13 protein-coding genes are annotated in these 14,651 nt (G+C 60.0%); 9 read left to right on the top strand and 4 right to left on the bottom strand.

Going from position 1 to position 14,651, the window contains the following annotated elements; genetic code table 11:
• Window positions 1-89 precede the first annotated feature (89 nt).
• Window positions 90-926, top strand: coding sequence for a PAS domain-containing protein (locus L1069_RS00835; RefSeq protein WP_129370865.1), 837 nt, complete (start codon window positions 90-92; stop codon window positions 924-926).
• 169 nt (window positions 927-1,095) lie between these two features.
• On the opposite strand, the gene L1069_RS00830 is transcribed toward L1069_RS00835, so the two are convergent.
• Entirely contained in the window at window positions 1,096-2,466 is a 1,371-nt protein-coding gene (locus L1069_RS00830) for a 3-deoxy-7-phosphoheptulonate synthase class II (protein WP_134829854.1), read from the bottom strand.
• 181 nt (window positions 2,467-2,647) lie between these two features.
• Between L1069_RS00830 and L1069_RS00825 the strand changes: the two genes are divergently transcribed.
• Window positions 2,648-3,652 carry a GlxA family transcriptional regulator gene (locus tag L1069_RS00825; RefSeq protein ID WP_129370863.1) on the top strand — a complete coding sequence of 335 codons (1,005 nt, stop codon included), beginning with the start codon at window positions 2,648-2,650 and terminating at the stop codon, window positions 3,650-3,652.
• 21 nt (window positions 3,653-3,673) lie between these two features.
• On the opposite strand, the gene L1069_RS00820 is transcribed toward L1069_RS00825, so the two are convergent.
• A complete protein-coding gene (locus L1069_RS00820; protein ID WP_237454476.1) occupies window positions 3,674-4,777 on the bottom strand; it encodes a PQQ-dependent sugar dehydrogenase in 1,104 nt (367 codons plus the stop codon).
• A gap of 189 nt (window positions 4,778-4,966) precedes the next feature.
• Between L1069_RS00820 and L1069_RS00815 the strand changes: the two genes are divergently transcribed.
• The 6 genes from L1069_RS00815 (at window position 4,967) to L1069_RS00790 (ending at window position 10,578) form a co-directional block, all read left to right on the top strand.
• Window positions 4,967-6,160, top strand: coding sequence for an ABC transporter substrate-binding protein (locus L1069_RS00815; RefSeq protein WP_129370861.1), 1,194 nt, complete (start codon window positions 4,967-4,969; stop codon window positions 6,158-6,160).
• 98 nt (window positions 6,161-6,258) lie between these two features.
• Window positions 6,259-7,044 carry an ABC transporter ATP-binding protein gene (locus L1069_RS00810; RefSeq protein WP_129370860.1) on the top strand — a complete coding sequence of 262 codons (786 nt, stop codon included), beginning with the start codon at window positions 6,259-6,261 and terminating at the stop codon, window positions 7,042-7,044.
• A gap of 87 nt (window positions 7,045-7,131) precedes the next feature.
• Window positions 7,132-7,845: an ABC transporter ATP-binding protein gene (locus tag L1069_RS00805; RefSeq protein WP_237454475.1), complete on the top strand. Its 714-nt coding sequence runs from the start codon at window positions 7,132-7,134 to the stop codon at window positions 7,843-7,845.
• Window positions 7,846-7,847: 2 nt separating this feature from the next.
• Window positions 7,848-8,249 carry a hypothetical protein gene (locus L1069_RS00800; protein ID WP_237454474.1) on the top strand — a complete coding sequence of 134 codons (402 nt, stop codon included), beginning with the start codon at window positions 7,848-7,850 and terminating at the stop codon, window positions 8,247-8,249.
• A complete protein-coding gene (locus L1069_RS00795) occupies window positions 8,249-9,259 on the top strand; it encodes a branched-chain amino acid ABC transporter permease (RefSeq protein ID WP_237454473.1) in 1,011 nt (336 codons plus the stop codon). Before L1069_RS00800 ends, L1069_RS00795 begins: the two co-directional genes overlap by 1 nt.
• A complete protein-coding gene (locus tag L1069_RS00790) occupies window positions 9,256-10,578 on the top strand; it encodes a branched-chain amino acid ABC transporter permease (protein ID WP_237454472.1) in 1,323 nt (440 codons plus the stop codon). The genes L1069_RS00795 and L1069_RS00790 overlap by 4 nt, the downstream gene beginning before the upstream one ends.
• Window positions 10,579-10,687: 109 nt before the next feature.
• Here L1069_RS00790 and L1069_RS00785 read toward each other — a convergent pair whose 3' ends face one another.
• Window positions 10,688-12,232 carry a helicase HerA-like domain-containing protein gene (locus tag L1069_RS00785; protein ID WP_237454471.1) on the bottom strand — a complete coding sequence of 515 codons (1,545 nt, stop codon included), beginning with the start codon at window positions 12,230-12,232 and terminating at the stop codon, window positions 10,688-10,690.
• A 498-nt stretch (window positions 12,233-12,730) separates the two neighbouring features.
• Between L1069_RS00785 and L1069_RS00780 the strand changes: the two genes are divergently transcribed.
• Window positions 12,731-13,369 (top strand): invasion associated locus B family protein, encoded by a 639-nt coding sequence (locus L1069_RS00780; protein ID WP_129370854.1) that lies wholly within the window; start codon window positions 12,731-12,733, stop codon window positions 13,367-13,369.
• Between the two features lie 66 nt (window positions 13,370-13,435).
• Here the strand turns inward: L1069_RS00780 and L1069_RS00775 are convergent, their stop codons facing one another.
• On the bottom strand, window positions 13,436-14,644 hold the full coding sequence (locus L1069_RS00775) for a beta-ketoacyl-[acyl-carrier-protein] synthase family protein (RefSeq protein ID WP_134829848.1): 1,209 nt from the start codon (window positions 14,642-14,644) through the stop codon (window positions 13,436-13,438).
• Window positions 14,645-14,651 lie beyond the last annotated feature (7 nt).

Below are 14,651 nucleotides of genomic sequence, written 5' to 3'. Positions count from 1 at the left end.
CTTCAGGGTAACCAAGCCGGCCCTAAGAGTTAACGCAGCCACCGGTTGCCGCGACCAAAGGGAAGGCCGGGGTTGAAGGGGATGAAGATATGTTTTTTGGCAGCCGCAGCGGAACTGAAGTGCAGACAGGTCAAGACAAGGTTGTTTCCATGAACCGCTTCCGCAAAGGCGGTTCACAATCGCCGTTGCGCCAAGCGGAAGCCTATTGGACCGCGCTGCGGCGCGGTGATGATGTGCCCAGCCGCTCGCAGATTGATCCGCGCGGGCTGGAAAACATCCTGAGCAATACATTCATTCTGGAACGGATCGCACCTGGGATTGCCCGCTTCCGCCTTGCCGGAACGCTGGTGAACGAAATGGCAGGTATGGAAGTGCGCGGCATGCCGGTGACGGCGTTTTTTACCACCGAGGCCCGCAAACAGTTAAGCTCGGCCATGGAGCACATGTTCGAAACCCCCGCCATTATTGAGCTGGAGCTGCAAATCGAAGCGCCGCGCCAGCGCACACCGCGCGACGCCCGCATGCTGCTGCTGCCATTGCGCAGCGACCTGGGCGATATCAGCCGGGTTCTGGGGGTTCTGGTCGCGGATGAAGGGGCAGCTGCCACCTCGCAGCGTTTCTCGATCTCGTCGATCGAAATGCGCGCGGTCGGCAAAGCCCCTGGCGCTGCCGGGTTCAAAGCCAAACCGCGGGTTTCAGCCGCAGACGAGGGCCGGGACGCAAACCAGCCAAACCCGGGTTTTGCAGAAACCCAGGCGCGGTTCAAACCTGAACGTTCAATTATGGACGAAGCCAAGGCGCTGCTGGAACGCAGCCGCGCAGGTAAACTTGGCGAACCGGCAGATACAACCGCAAAGGCAGCGGACCCGAACAAAGGTAAGCGCAAGGGGGCTTCGCATCTGCGTTTGATTGTTAGCCGCGACTGACATGCGGGCGCCGGGATACGGTCCCGCCGCATAAGTATTTTCAATTCAAGTCCAAGGTCATAGCACTTGAAGCGACTGCGCCCCGAGGGAGAACCCCGGGGCGCCTTTTTTACATGAGCAATGTATCAAAAGGCCATGCGCCGTGACAGCGCGCAGCCTGTCCAGGTTCTCAGCCAGCCTGGCGGGTGTTTTGCGCGGCCCGCAATGCAGACAGTTCCTCGGCCACCAGGAAGGCCAGTTCCAGCGACTGGCTGGCGTTCAGGCGCGGATCGCAGGCGGTGTGGTAGCGGTCGCTCAGATCCTCATCAGTCACCGCGCGGACGCCGCCGGTGCATTCGGTCACGTCCTGGCCGGTCATCTCGAAATGCACGCCGCCCGGAATAGTGCCTTCGGCCTTGTGGACGCCGAAGAAGTCGCGCACTTCGCGCAGAACACTGTCGAAGGGGCGGGTTTTGTAACCGGTGGAGGATTTGATGGTGTTGCCATGCATCGGGTCGCAGACCCAGGTGACATTGGCGCCCTCTTCCTTGACCGCCTTGACCAAACGCGGCAGGTGTTCACCGGCCTTGCCTGCGCCGAAGCGGGCGATCAGCGTCAGCTTGCCCTCTTCGTTCTCCGGGTTCAGGCGCGACATCAGCACCTTGAGATCCTCGGCGGTGGTGGTCGGGCCGCATTTGAGGCCAACCGGGTTCAGCACGCCGCGGCAGAATTCCACATGGGCACCGTCAGGCTGTCGGGTGCGGTCGCCGATCCAGATCATGTGGCCGGAACCGGCCAGCCATTTGCCGGAGGTCGAATCAAGCCGGGTCAGCGCTTCCTCATATTCCAGCAGCAGCCCTTCGTGGCTGGTGTAGAAATCCACGGTCGAGAATTCGTGGGTGGTGTCGGCGGTTATGCCGGCGGCAGCCATGAAATCGATCGTATCCTGAATACGGTTTGCGATCTCGCTGTATTTCTGGACTTCCTGTTCATCCGTAAAGCCCAGGGTCCAGGAATGCACCCGGCTCATGTCGGCAAACCCGCCGGTGGAGAAAGCGCGCAGCAGGTTCAGCGTTGCAGCGGCCTGGGTATAGGCCTGCAGCATCTTCTGCGGGTTGGGAATGCGCGCGGCAGAGGTAAAGTCCAGCTCATTGATGATGTCGCCGCGGTAGCTGGGCAGCTCAACACCATCAATGGTTTCGGTCGGCGCGCTGCGCGGCTTGGCGAACTGGCCGGCCATACGGCCCACTTTCACCACCGGCACCTTGGCGCCATAGGTCAGCACCATCGCCATCTGCAGCATCACCATGAAGGTGTCGCGGATCGCATCAGCGCTGAACTGGTCAAAGCTCTCGGCGCAATCGCCGCCCTGCAGCAGAAAGGCTTCACCGCGCCCCGCAGCACCCAGGTGCTGTTTAAGGCGGCGCGCTTCGCCGGCAAAGACCAGCGGCGGGAATTTGGAAAGCTGAGCCTCGACAGCATTCAGCGCCGCCGCATCGGTATAGTCCGGCATTTGAACCCGCGGCTTGTTGCGCCAGTCCGTTTTTTGCCATTCGCTCATGACTTTATCTCCGCATCAGAGGTCTTTAGATCAGGTTGAGTGCTCTATACAAAATCCGCATCGGAGTGACCAGTTTAGAATTGCGCCCACTTGACCCCGGGTCCAAGCTGTGAGCACGGTTTTCCAACCTGCCGCGGAGCGTGCTGCCGCGGCCCGAATTGTTTCTTGAAGGACGCCCGCCATGCAGACGCCACGCAAGCCTGCTGATTCTGGAGTTGACGCCGGCCAGCCAAAGCGGTTCGTTTTTGTGCTTCTCGACAAGTTCACGATGCTTTCCTATGCATCGGCTGTCGAATGCCTGCGGATTGCCAACCGGATGCATGGGAAGGACACCTATGCCTGGACGCTGATCGGTGAAGGCGGTGAAACGGTGACCTGTTCGGCCGGCACCACGTTCAATCTGGATGGCGATCTGAACGACCTGCACCGCGATGATGTGGTCATGCTGTGCTCTGGCATTGATGTGCAGGAATCCACCACCAAAAAGCTCTTGGCCTGGCTGCGCCGCGAAGCCCGCAAGGGGCTGACCATCGGCGGACTGTGCACCGCGTCTTACACATTGGCCAAGGCCGGTCTGCTGGACGGTAAAAGGGCGACCATTCACTGGGAAAACGCCGACAGTTTTGCCGAAGAGTTTGACGAGGTTGACCTGACCAAATCGGTCTTTGTGATTGATGGCAACCGGCTGTCCACCGCCGGCGGCACCTCGTCCATCGATCTGATGCTCAAGCTGATTGCCAATGACCATGGCGAGGAGCTGGCCAATGCGGTGGCCGACCAGCTGATCTATTCTTCCATCCGGACCGACCAGGACACCCAGCGCCTGTCGATCCCGACCCGCATCGGGGTGCGCCATCCGAAGCTGTCAATGGTGATCCAGATGATGGAAGCCAATATCGAAGAGCCGATCAGCCCGTCGGTTCTGGCGCAGGACGTCGGCATGTCCACCCGCCAGCTGGAACGTCTGTTCCGCCGTTACCTGAACCGCTCACCCAAGCGCTACTACATGGAGATCCGGCTGCAAAAGGCGCGCAACCTGCTGATGCAGACAGATATGAGCGTGATCAACGTGGCACTGGCCTGCGGCTTTGCCTCGCCGTCGCATTTTTCCAAATGCTACCGGGCGCATTACGACACCACCCCCTACCGCGAACGCGGCAGCAAGGCGGCATCCTATAAGGTGTGATCCGCGCGGCCTTCCGGCCTGTCAGCGCGAGAGCCTGAACACCGCGCCCTCGCTTTCAGACGCAAACCAGATGCTGCCGTCGGGCGCCTCCTGCACATCGCGGATGCGCCCGGTTTCGCCGCTGCGCAGCTGCTCTGCTTCTTTCAGCGGTGTTCCCGAGAGCCGGGAAATATAGTCGAACTTCAGCGAGCCTACGAAGATGTCTCCGCGCCACTGCGGCCACATCCGGCCGGAGTAAATCATCATGCCGGACGGTGCGATGGAGGGATCCCAGTACCATTCCGGCTGCTCCATCCCGGGCATTGCTGTGCCCTCGCCGATTTTGCCCCCCGAATAATGGCGCCCGTAAGAAATCACCGGCCAGCCGTAGTTGGCGCCTTTGCGGACCCGGTTCACCTCATCGCCGCCTTTGGCGCCGTGTTCCGCAACCCACAGGTTACCCTGCAGATCCAGCGCCATGCCCTGCGGATTGCGGTGCCCGTAGGACCAGATCTCCGGCTGCGCGCCTTGAGTGCCAGTGAACGGATTGCCGGCGGGCACCGAGCCGTCGCGGTTGATCCGCACCACCGATCCCTGGTGCAGCCGCAAGTTCTGGGCACTGGGCCGGTCGCCGCGCTCGCCCAGCGAAATGAACAGGCTGCCGTCATTCGCCTCCACCACGCGGGCACCGAAATGCCGCCCGCCTAATGCGCCCGGTGCGGCTTCGAACAGAACCCGGACGTTTTCCAGCCGGCTGTTGTCCTGGCTGAGCCGCCCAACAGCCAGCGCGGTGCCTGCACCGCGGCCCTGACGCCTGGCAAAGGTCAGAAAGATCTCGCGGCTTTGGGTGAAATCCCTTGGCACCATCACATCCAGCAGGCCGCCCTGCCCTTCGGCGGCCACGGGCGGCACCCCTTTGATACGTTCCTTGCGCCCTGCGCGGACATGAAACAACCGCCCATCGCGTTCTGTCACCAGCAGGCCGCCGCCGGGAAGAAAATCAAATGCCCAGGGCACATCAAATCCATCGGCTATCCGGGTCACACTCAGGCCGCCCTGACTGGTCGGCAGGTTTTCTGCATAAGAAGCCGTGAAAACCGTCATCAGCGCGGCGACTACCGTCAAAAGGCGTGAATACTGCAGCATTGAGGTCTTTTCCTTCTCTTGATTCCCTTGTAAATCCACGCCCGCGCTGCATCCGGGGATCATATGGAGGTGCAGCATAAACCAAGCGGCCCGGGGAAAACTGTTCCGGTTCAATAGGACTTTTCTTTTGGAACCGGCTTGCCTAGGGTCCGATGTGAACATTTTTGTTCCAACAATGGGAGTTTTCAAATGAAGAAACTGCTGATGGCCACCGCGGCCGCTGCGCTGACGGCTGGCACCGCATATGCCGGCGGCCACGCCAAGGAAGTTAAGCTCGGCATCCTGTTCGGATTCACCGGTCCGATTGAATCGCTGACACCGGCAATGGCCAGCGGCGCGGAACTGGCGATGGAAGAAGTCACCAAATCCGGCAAACTGCTGGACAGCGCGACCGTCAGCTCTGTTCGTGCTGACAACGGCTGTGTCGACAACGGCCTGGCTGTGGCCAACGCCGAGAAAATCATCTCAGAAGGTGTCAACGGCATCGTCGGCGGCGATTGCTCGGGCGTGACCGGTGCAGTTCTGCAGAACGTGGCCATTCCGAACGGCATGGTGATGATTTCTCCTTCCGCCAGCTCGCCCGGGCTGAGCACAATGGAAGACAACGGCCTGTTCTTCCGCACCACGCCTTCGGACGCGCGCCAGGGTGAGATCATGGCAGACGTGCTGAAAGAGCGCGGCGTCTCGTCGATCGCACTGACCTACACCAACAACGACTACGGCAAAGGCCTTGCGGATTCGATCCAATCCGCCTTCGAAGCTTCCGGCGGCGAAGTCACCATCGTTGCGGCCCACGAAGACGGCAAGGGCGATTATTCGGCTGAAGTCGGCGCGCTGGCCTCGGCTGGCGGCGACGTGCTGGTTGTTGCCGGTTACCTGGACCAGGGCGGTCTGGGCATCATCCAAGGCTCGCTGGACAGCGGCGCGTTTGACATGTTCGGTCTGCCCGACGGCATGATCGGGGATTCCCTGCCGCAGAACGTCGGCCCGGACCTGGATGGTTCTTTCGGCCAGATCGCAGGCTCGGACAGCGAAGGCTCCAAGGTATTTGCTGAAATGGCCAAGGAAGCAGGTTTTGACGGCACGTCGGCTTATGCGCCGGAATCCTATGATGCCGCTGCGCTGTTCCTGCTGGCGATGCAGGCTGCCAATTCGACCAAGCCGGCGGACTACATGGGCAAGATCCTTGATGTCGCCAATGGTCCCGGCGAGCCGATCAACCCCGGCGAATTGGGCAAGGCACTGGAAATCCTCGCCGCTGGCGGTGAGATCGATTATCAGGGCGCAACCGGCGTTGAGCTGATCGGACCGGGTGAAAGCGCGGGTTCTTACCGCGAAGTTGAAGTCAAAGGCGGCAAGATCGAAACCGTCAAGTTCCGCTGATACGAACCTGAAAAGACACAGAAAATGATCAGCCCGGGTTCCGCCCGGGCTGTTCCAAATTTAAAACGCCGCAAAACCGCGGCAGGGGATGAAATGACATGATCGTCGTCGAGGACTTGCATAAGCACTTCGGCGGGTTCCATGCGGTGGACGGCGCTTCGCTGGAAATCGCTAAGGGGTCCATAACCGGTTTGATCGGCCCGAACGGGGCCGGCAAGACCACTTTGTTCAATGTAATCGCGGGTGTTTTGCCGCCGACCTTTGGCCGTGTCACCATGGATGGTGAGGATATCACCGGCCTGCCGCCGCATGAGCTGTTCCACAAGGGGCTCTTGCGCACCTTCCAGATCGCGCATGAGTTCTCATCCATGACGTGCCGGGAAAACCTGATGATGGTGCCGGGCGCGCAATCAGGCGAGACCCTGTGGAACACTTGGTTCGGCCGCAAACGCATCGCCGACGAGGAACGCGCGCTGCGGGCCAAAGCGGATGAGGTGCTGGAGTTCCTCACCATCAGCCATATCGCCGATCTGAAGGCAGGACAGGTATCCGGCGGCCAGAAGAAGCTGCTGGAGCTGGGCCGCACCATGATGGTTGATGCCAAAATCGTCTTTCTGGATGAGGTCGGCGCCGGCGTGAACAGGACCCTGCTGTATACCATCGCCGATGCGATCAAGCGTCTGAACGAGGAGCGTGGCTATACCTTTGTCGTCATTGAGCACGACATGGAATTCATCGGCCGCCTGTGCGATCCGGTGATCTGCATGGCCGAAGGCAAAAAGCTGGCCGAAGGCACCCTGGACGAGATTAAAGCGAATGAGCAGGTGATCGAGGCCTACCTGGGCACTGGCCTGAAGAACAAAGACAAGCTGGAAAACACGTGATGGATTGCTTTGCTGCTTATTGGGGCTCTGCCCCCGCCGCTGCGCGGCTCCCCCGGAGTATTTTCAGAAAGATGAAAGGGGCAGCGAATGTCTGAACCATTTCTGATTGGTGACTGCATGACAGGCGGATACGGCAAAGGGCCGGATATTCTGCATGACTGCACCATCGCCGTGAACCCCGGCGAGATCGCCGTCATTGTTGGCCCGAACGGGGCCGGTAAATCCACCGCCATGAAGGCAGTGTTCGGGATGCTGAATGTGCATTCTGGGACTGTGCGGCTGGGCGGTGAGGACATCACCGCGCTGTCGCCGCAGGACCGGGTGGTCAAGGGGATGGGGTTTGTGCCCCAGACCAGCAACATCTTCACCTCGATGACGGTGGAGGAGAACCTGGAGATGGGTGCCTTTATCCGAACCGATGATTTTTCAGGGACAATTGAGCAGATCTATAGCCTGTTCCCGATCCTGCGCGACAAGCGCAACCAGCCGGCGGGTGAGCTGTCCGGCGGCCAGCGCCAGCAGGTGGCCGTGGGCCGCGCGCTGATGACCAAGCCCAAGGTCTTGATGCTGGACGAACCCACAGCGGGCGTGTCCCCCATCGTGATGGATGAGCTGTTCGACCGGATCATTGAGGTTGCCCGCACCGGGCTGCCGGTCCTGATGGTGGAGCAGAACGCCAAGCAAGCGCTTGAGATCGCAGACAAAGGCTATGTCTTGGTGCAGGGGCGCAATGCCTATACCGGCACCGGGAAAGAGCTGCTGGCCGATCCCGAAGTGCGCAAATCGTTCCTGGGGGGATAGAGATGACACAACGTGCTAAATCTGCCCTTTCGCTTCCGGCGCTGGGAGTGATTTTTATTTCATCGACTGCCGCGCAGGCTGCGGTAGAGTTCGAAGTCAAATGCACTTTCTCTCATTCGATTTCCTATGCCGCCGCTGTGGAGACCAATCTTCCAACTTCCACAGCAACTTCTGCGATGAAGGCACCTGCCGTTGTCGCAGAGCCAGGAGACGGGCTGCTGTTTGAGATCAAGGGTACGCAAGGTGTTCGGCACTTTATCCGGCCCTCTCTTGGATCGTTGCTAGCCGGGGAGTTCATAACTGTTTTCCCCGATGGCAGGAGTGTTCGAACACAAAACTACGCAACCGACGAGGAGACTCTCGGCGTCCATTCTGAACAAGGGCACTGCGAGGTGAAAGAATAATGGATCTTCTCAACGCCCTCGTGGCGCTTACCAATTTTGTTCTTGTCCCCGGGCTGGCCTATGGCAGCCAGCTGGCGCTTGGCGCGCTGGGGGTGACGCTGATCTACGGCATCCTGCGGTTCTCGAACTTTGCCCATGGCGACACCATGGCGTTTGGCGCCATGGTCACTATCCTGATCACTTGGGCCTTTCAGTCGATGGGCATCAGCTTTGGCGTCTTGCCGACGGCACTGCTGGCCCTGCCCTTTGGTATCCTGGGCACCATCGGGCTGGTACTGTTGACCGACCGGACCGTCTATCGCTTTTACCGCGAGCAGAAAGCCAAACCGGTGATCTTTGTCATGGTCTCGCTTGGTGTGATGTTCATGATGAACGGCATTGTCCGCTTCATCATCGGCCCCGGCGACCAGCGGTTTGCCGACGGCGAGCGCTTCATCATCAAGGCGCGCGCTTTCAAGCAGATGACCGGCCTGAACGAAGGCCTGGCGATCAAGACCACCCAAGGCATCACGGTGATCACCGCGATCATCGTGGTGGCGGCCCTGTTCTGGTTCCTGAACAAAACCCGCACCGGCAAATCCATGCGGGCCTATTCGGATAACGAGGATCTGGCGCTGCTGTCGGGCATCAACCCGGAGCGCGTGGTGATGTACACCTGGATGATCGTGGCGGCGCTGGCGACCATAGCAGGCGTGCTTTACGGCCTCGACAAATCGTTCAAGCCCTTCACCTATTTCCAGCTGCTGCTGCCGATCTTTGCCTCGGCCATCGTTGGCGGCCTCGGCAGCCCGCTGGGCGCAATTGCCGGCGGGTTCATCATCGCGTTTTCCGAAGTGACGATCACCTACGCCTGGAAAAAGGTTCTGAACTACGGGCTGCCGGACAGCCTGGCGCCTGACGGGCTGGTTCAGCTCCTCAGCACCGACTACAAGTTTGCGGTTTCCTTTGCGATCCTGATTGTTGTCCTCCTGTTCAAGCCCACCGGCCTTTTCAAAGGGAAAGCGGTATGACCGATACCATGAAACATACCCTTCTTTTCGTCTTTGTCGGCGTGATGATCCTGGCTGAGGGCATGACCGACTTTCTGTTCTTCTCCGGCTCCTGGAACTCGGCGCTGGTGATCCTGAACATGGGGCTGATTTCGGCTATTATGGCGATTGGCGTGAACATCCAATGGGGCTTTGCCGGGTTGTTCAACGTCGGCATCATGGGCTTTACAGCGCTTGGCGGGCTCGCTGTGGTACTGGTGTCGACTCCGGTGATCCCCGCGGCCTGGTCTTCGGGCGGCGCAGGCATCGTCATGGCGCTGGTGATGGGCGCACTGACGGTTGCGGCGGCGGTCATGATCACCAAGTTCATGCCCGCGGGAAAACTGCGTGCGCTGGTTCTGGCTGGTATGATGATCGTGGGTTTCTTTGTCTACCGTGCGATCTTTGATCCGGCGGTTGGTGCGGTTGAGGCGATCAACCCGGCACTGCAGGGCAACATTGGCGGCCTGGGTCTGCCGGTGCTGCTGGCCTGGCCTGCGGGCGGGCTGCTGGCCGCGGGCGCTGCCTGGCTCATTGGCAAGACCGCTTTGGGCCTGCGTTCGGACTATCTGGCGATTGCCACGCTGGGCATCGCCGAGATTATCATTGCCGTGCTCAAGAACGAAGACTGGCTGTCGCGCGGTGTGAAGAACGTGGTCGGCCTGCCCCGTCCCCTGCCTTATGAAGTGGATTTGCAGAACGATCCGGGTTTCGTTGAGAGCGCTGCGGGATTTGGTCTCGACCCGGTTCTGGCCTCGACCATCTACGTCAAGGCAGGCTATGCGCTGATGTTCACCGCTGTTCTGCTGGCGCTGTTGTGGATGGCGCAGATGGCGTTGAAAAGCCCCTGGGGCCGGATGATGCGCGCAATCCGCGACAACGAGACCGCAGCCGAGGCAATGGGCAAAAACGTGACCCGCCGCCATCTGCAGATCTTCGTGCTGGGTTCCGCAATCTGCGGCATTGCCGGCGCGATGATGACAACACTCGACAGCCAGCTGACACCGGGAACCTACAACCCGCTGCGTTTCACCTTCCTGATCTGGGTAATGGTGATCGTCGGCGGTTCCGGCAACAACTTTGGCGCGGTGCTGGGCGGTATGCTGATCTGGTTCTTCTGGATCAAAGTGGAGCCGATGGGCATTCTGCTGATGGAAGCTGTCACCTCCGGCATGGCCGAAGGCAGCGCTCTGAAGGCGCATCTGGTAGAGAGCGCCTCGCACATGCGGCTGTTCACGATGGGCTTGATACTGCTGCTTGTCCTCAGATTCAGTCCGCGCGGGCTGATCCCTGAAAAGTAAAACAAGCGCCGCCCTGGAAGTCCGGGCGGCGCTTCTGGCTTCTTTCTGGTGAAAAATACTCCCGCCGGAGGCATGGGTTTGGCGTAAAGCCAAACCCGTTTTTCTTTGCTCAGCGCCCTTTGAACAGGCTGCCGAGAATGCCGCGGACAATCCGGCGTCCGGTCGTACCCTTCAGCTCCTTGATCACCGCGTCAGACATTGCCGAGGTAAAGGTGTCTTTCTTGCGGAAAACCTTTGCAGACGAGCGGCTGACCCGAGACCCGGAATACCGGCGGGCGGCGTTGAATTCCCGCGCCATCGGCTGCGGGGCCTCTTCTGCCGCAGCCTCGGAAGTTTCCGCTTCCTCTGCCGCCGCTTCCGCCCGCTGTGCCAGGATTTCGTAGGCCGACCGCCGGTCCAGCGGTTTGTCGTATTTCCCCGCCATGTCCGAATCTTTCAGCATTTCCTCCCGCTCCTGAACCGTAAGCGGCCCAAGCTGGGTGCTTGGCGGACGGATCAGCGTGCGTTCAACGACGCCCGGCACGCCTTTTTTCTGCAGCATTGAGGTGACGGCTTCCCCGACGCCAACCTCGCGAATTGCCTCTCCGGTGGAAAAACGCGGGTTCTCGCGGTAGGTTTCCGCCGCCAGTTTCAGATTTCTGCGGTCCCTGGCAGTAAAAGCCCGCAGCGCGTGCTGGATACGGTTGCCGAGCTGGCCAAGGATATCCTCCGGCACATCGGCCGGATTCTGGGTGACGAAATAGATCCCCACCCCTTTGGACCGGATCAGCCGCGCCACTTGTTCCACCTTGTCGACCAGCGCTTTCGGCGCATCCTCAAACAAGAGATGCGCCTCATCGAAAAAGAACACCAGGCGCGGTTTCTCCGGGTCGCCCACCTCGGGCAGATCTTCGAACAGCTCGCTCAGCAGCCACAGCAAAAAGGTTGAATAGAGCCCCGGCGCCGCCATCAGCTTGTCTGCCGCCAGGATGTTGACCACGCCCTTACCTGCATCATCGCACCGCATCAGATCGCTGAGCGCCAATGCCGGCTCCCCGAACAGGCCGGAACCGCCCTGATTTTCCAGTACCAGCAGACGCCGCTGGATAGCACCGATAGAAGCCGGGGACACATTGCCGTAGCGCAGGGACAGCTGCGCCCGGTTTTCGCCGATCCAGACCAACAGCGATTGCAGGTCCTTTAAGTCCAGCAGCGGCAAGGCGTCTTCATCTGCCAGTCTGAACGCGATGTTTAAAACACCTTCCTGCGCTTCGCTCAGCTCCAATAACCGGGACAACAGCAGCGGGCCCATTTCCGCAACAGTTGTGCGCACAGGGTGGCCCTGCTCGCCATAGAGATCCCAAAAAGCGACCGGGCAGGCATGATAGCAGTAATCAGAAAACCCGATTCTTTCCGCGCGCGAAGTGAAGGCGTCATGCAGTTTGTGGCTTGGTGATCCAGGCTTTGCCAAGCCGGACAGATCTCCCTTCACATCAGCAAGGATCACCGGCACGCCGGCATTTGAAAACCCTTCAGCCAGGATTTGCAGAGTGACAGTCTTGCCTGTGCCGGTTGCCCCGGCGATCAGCCCATGCCGGTTGGCGTATTTCAGTGCCAACCCTTGCGGCGTGCCATACCCCTCGCCGCCGCCTCCCAGAAAGATACTGTCTGCCATGCCCGTCCCCTGCCTGTTATTTTTCCCTGTGGATAACAATACAACGTTAACTTTTCAGTGCGATAGTCAATCTTGCCCGCCCCCGCAAATGCGGTTGCAGTGGCGGACATTTCCTCCCTGTCAGACTGGCCGTGCCTTGTGCACGGCCTTCTTTTTTCAGCGGCACTGCCTGCAAAACAGGCAAAAACCGCGGCGATCCGGACAATCAGGGTTCCATTCCCCCTAAATTGAAGCCTGCACGACTTTTTTTGAACTTGCATGTTGACCGATGGCCAGCCCTTTCGTAACGTCCTACGCAATAACTAAGTCGGCCAGTCCGACGGGGAGACACAACACGAAAAAGGGGGCCATCCGGTTCCCTTTTTTGTTCCGGTACAGTGACTTCCGGGCTTGAAACATTTTGCGCGGATTTCCCCGCAGATCATTTGTTATTGGCCTGACACCACCCGGCCGGCGTGGTAAACGCAAAACCAGCGTCTTTAGAAAAATGAGGCATTCATGTTGAAGTCCCTGACCCCGATCACGCTTGCCGCAGTGCTGGCCATGTCCGCCCCGCTGGCGGCACAGGAAACAGCCGCGGAAGAGACTGCGGGGGCGGAATCCGCTGAGCAGACAGAACAAACAGAATCAACTGCAGATCAGCTGCTGGACCTGGGCGAACCGGTCAGCGATGGCCCTCGGGCTGGCGACCGTTATTCCAAGGAAACGCACGGCGATTGGGATCTGGCCTGCATCAAAACTGACAGCGGCACCGATCCCTGCTCGCTGTTGCAGGTGCTGGCAGGCCCGCAAGGCAACCCGATTGCCGAAGTGTCGCTGTTCCGCATCGACCAGCAAGGCGGCCAGGCCGTTGCCGGGGCCACTGTCATCGTGCCGCTGGAAACCCTGCTGCCCGCGGCTCTGACGATCTCGATCGATGGCGCCCCGGCCAAACGCTACAACTATTCGTTTTGCAACCAGCTGGGCTGTGTGGCGCAAATCGGCCTGACACAGGGCGACATCGACGCTTTCCGGAAAGGCAAGGAAGCCGTTCTGTCGCTGCGTCCGGCGCCGGCACCGGATCAAGTGGTGCAGATGAAACTGTCGCTGAACGGTTTCACCGCCGGCTTTGACGTTGTGGACGTGGTCAAGCAATAAACCCGCCGGCATTGAAAACTGAAAACGCCGCGCGCCTTCGGGCCGCGGCGTTTTTCTTTTCTTGATTCAGACCTTGCGCAGGGCCAGCACCGCGTTCAGCCCGCCAAAGGCAAAGGCGTTGGACAGGGCCACATCGACCTTGGCCTCGCGGGCCTCATTCGGCACCACATCCAACGCACATTCCGGATCGGGCTCTTCATAGCCGATAGTCGGAGCAATCACCCCGTCGCGCAGCGCCATGATGCAGGCCAGCAGCTCCACCGCACCTGTGCCGCCGATAAGATGGCCATGCATGGACTTGGTGGAGGAGATCATCAGGCTGTCCGCATGGGGACCGAATACATCCGCGACAGCAGCGCATTCGGTCTTGTCATTGGCGGCGGTGCCGGTGCCATGAGCGTTGATATATCCTACCTCAGACGCGCTGATACGGGCATCCAACAGTGCGCCGGAAATGGCACGGGCGGCGCCCTGCTTGCTGGGCATCACGATGTCGGAAGCGTCCGAGGACATGGCAAAGCCGATGACTTCGCACAGAATTTCTGCACCGCGTGCTCTGGCGTGCTCATACTCTTCGAACACAAAAATGCCTGCGCCCTCGCCCTGAACCATGCCATTGCGGTTGGCGCTGAACGGGCGGCAGGCGTCCTTGGACATCACCCGCAGCCCTTCCCAAGCCTTGACCCCGCCAAAGCACAGCATGGATTCAGAGCCGCCGGTGATCATTGCCGGGCTCATACCCGAGCGCACCATCTGGAACGCCTGCGCCATCGCGTGATTGGAGGACGCACAGGCCGTGGACACGGTGAAACTGGGACCCTTGAGGTTGAACTGCATAGACACATGCCCGGCTGCCGCATTGTTCATCAGCTTGGGCACTACAAAGGGGTGCACCCGGTTCTTGCCGTCCTCGTAAACGCTGCGGTAGTTCTCATCCAGCGTTTGCATGCCGCCGCCGGAGTTTCCCAAAACCACGCCGGCCTTGGCAGACAGATCACCATGGAACTCGAGGCCTGATTGCTCGATCGCCTCTTTGGCCGCGGTCAAGGTGAACTGGGTGAACCGGTCATAGAGGCTCATCTGTTGGCGGTTGAACCGCCCTTCTGCCTCAAATCCGCGAACCTGACCACCTATGCGGATAGCCAGGCGGTCCACATCGCGAAACTCCAATTCTCCAATGCCGCAACGGCCTTCGCGCATGGCCTCCAGTGTGGCGGGCACGGAATGTCCCAGGGCATTGATGGTTCCAGCCCCGGTGATGACGACGCGCTTCATCGGCTTT

The organism is Leisingera sp. MMG026 (assembly GCF_021654205.1).
Taxonomy (GTDB): domain Bacteria; phylum Pseudomonadota; class Alphaproteobacteria; order Rhodobacterales; family Rhodobacteraceae; genus Leisingera.
Note: the sequence above shows the minus strand (reverse complement) of the source record. Positions and strands in the feature narration are given on the sequence as shown.

What these genes read in the sequence shown, in the direction of transcription:
- L1069_RS00835 (WP_129370865.1), top strand. Translation starts at nt 90, where the DNA reads ATGTTTTTTGGCAGCCGCAGCGGAACTGAAGTGCAGACAGGTCAAGAC.
- L1069_RS00830 (WP_134829854.1), bottom strand. Translation starts at nt 2,466, where the DNA reads ATGAGCGAATGGCAAAAAACGGACTGGCGCAACAAGCCGCGGGTTCAA.
- L1069_RS00825 (WP_129370863.1), top strand. Translation starts at nt 2,648, where the DNA reads ATGCAGACGCCACGCAAGCCTGCTGATTCTGGAGTTGACGCCGGCCAG.
- L1069_RS00820 (WP_237454476.1), bottom strand. Translation starts at nt 4,777, where the DNA reads ATGCTGCAGTATTCACGCCTTTTGACGGTAGTCGCCGCGCTGATGACG.
- L1069_RS00815 (WP_129370861.1), top strand. Translation starts at nt 4,967, where the DNA reads ATGAAGAAACTGCTGATGGCCACCGCGGCCGCTGCGCTGACGGCTGGC.
- L1069_RS00810 (WP_129370860.1), top strand. Translation starts at nt 6,259, where the DNA reads ATGATCGTCGTCGAGGACTTGCATAAGCACTTCGGCGGGTTCCATGCG.
- L1069_RS00805 (WP_237454475.1), top strand. Translation starts at nt 7,132, where the DNA reads ATGTCTGAACCATTTCTGATTGGTGACTGCATGACAGGCGGATACGGC.
- L1069_RS00800 (WP_237454474.1), top strand. Translation starts at nt 7,848, where the DNA reads ATGACACAACGTGCTAAATCTGCCCTTTCGCTTCCGGCGCTGGGAGTG.
- L1069_RS00795 (WP_237454473.1), top strand. Translation starts at nt 8,249, where the DNA reads ATGGATCTTCTCAACGCCCTCGTGGCGCTTACCAATTTTGTTCTTGTC.
- L1069_RS00790 (WP_237454472.1), top strand. Translation starts at nt 9,256, where the DNA reads ATGACCGATACCATGAAACATACCCTTCTTTTCGTCTTTGTCGGCGTG.
- L1069_RS00785 (WP_237454471.1), bottom strand. Translation starts at nt 12,232, where the DNA reads ATGGCAGACAGTATCTTTCTGGGAGGCGGCGGCGAGGGGTATGGCACG.
- L1069_RS00780 (WP_129370854.1), top strand. Translation starts at nt 12,731, where the DNA reads ATGTTGAAGTCCCTGACCCCGATCACGCTTGCCGCAGTGCTGGCCATG.
- L1069_RS00775 (WP_134829848.1), bottom strand. Translation starts at nt 14,644, where the DNA reads ATGAAGCGCGTCGTCATCACCGGGGCTGGAACCATCAATGCCCTGGGA.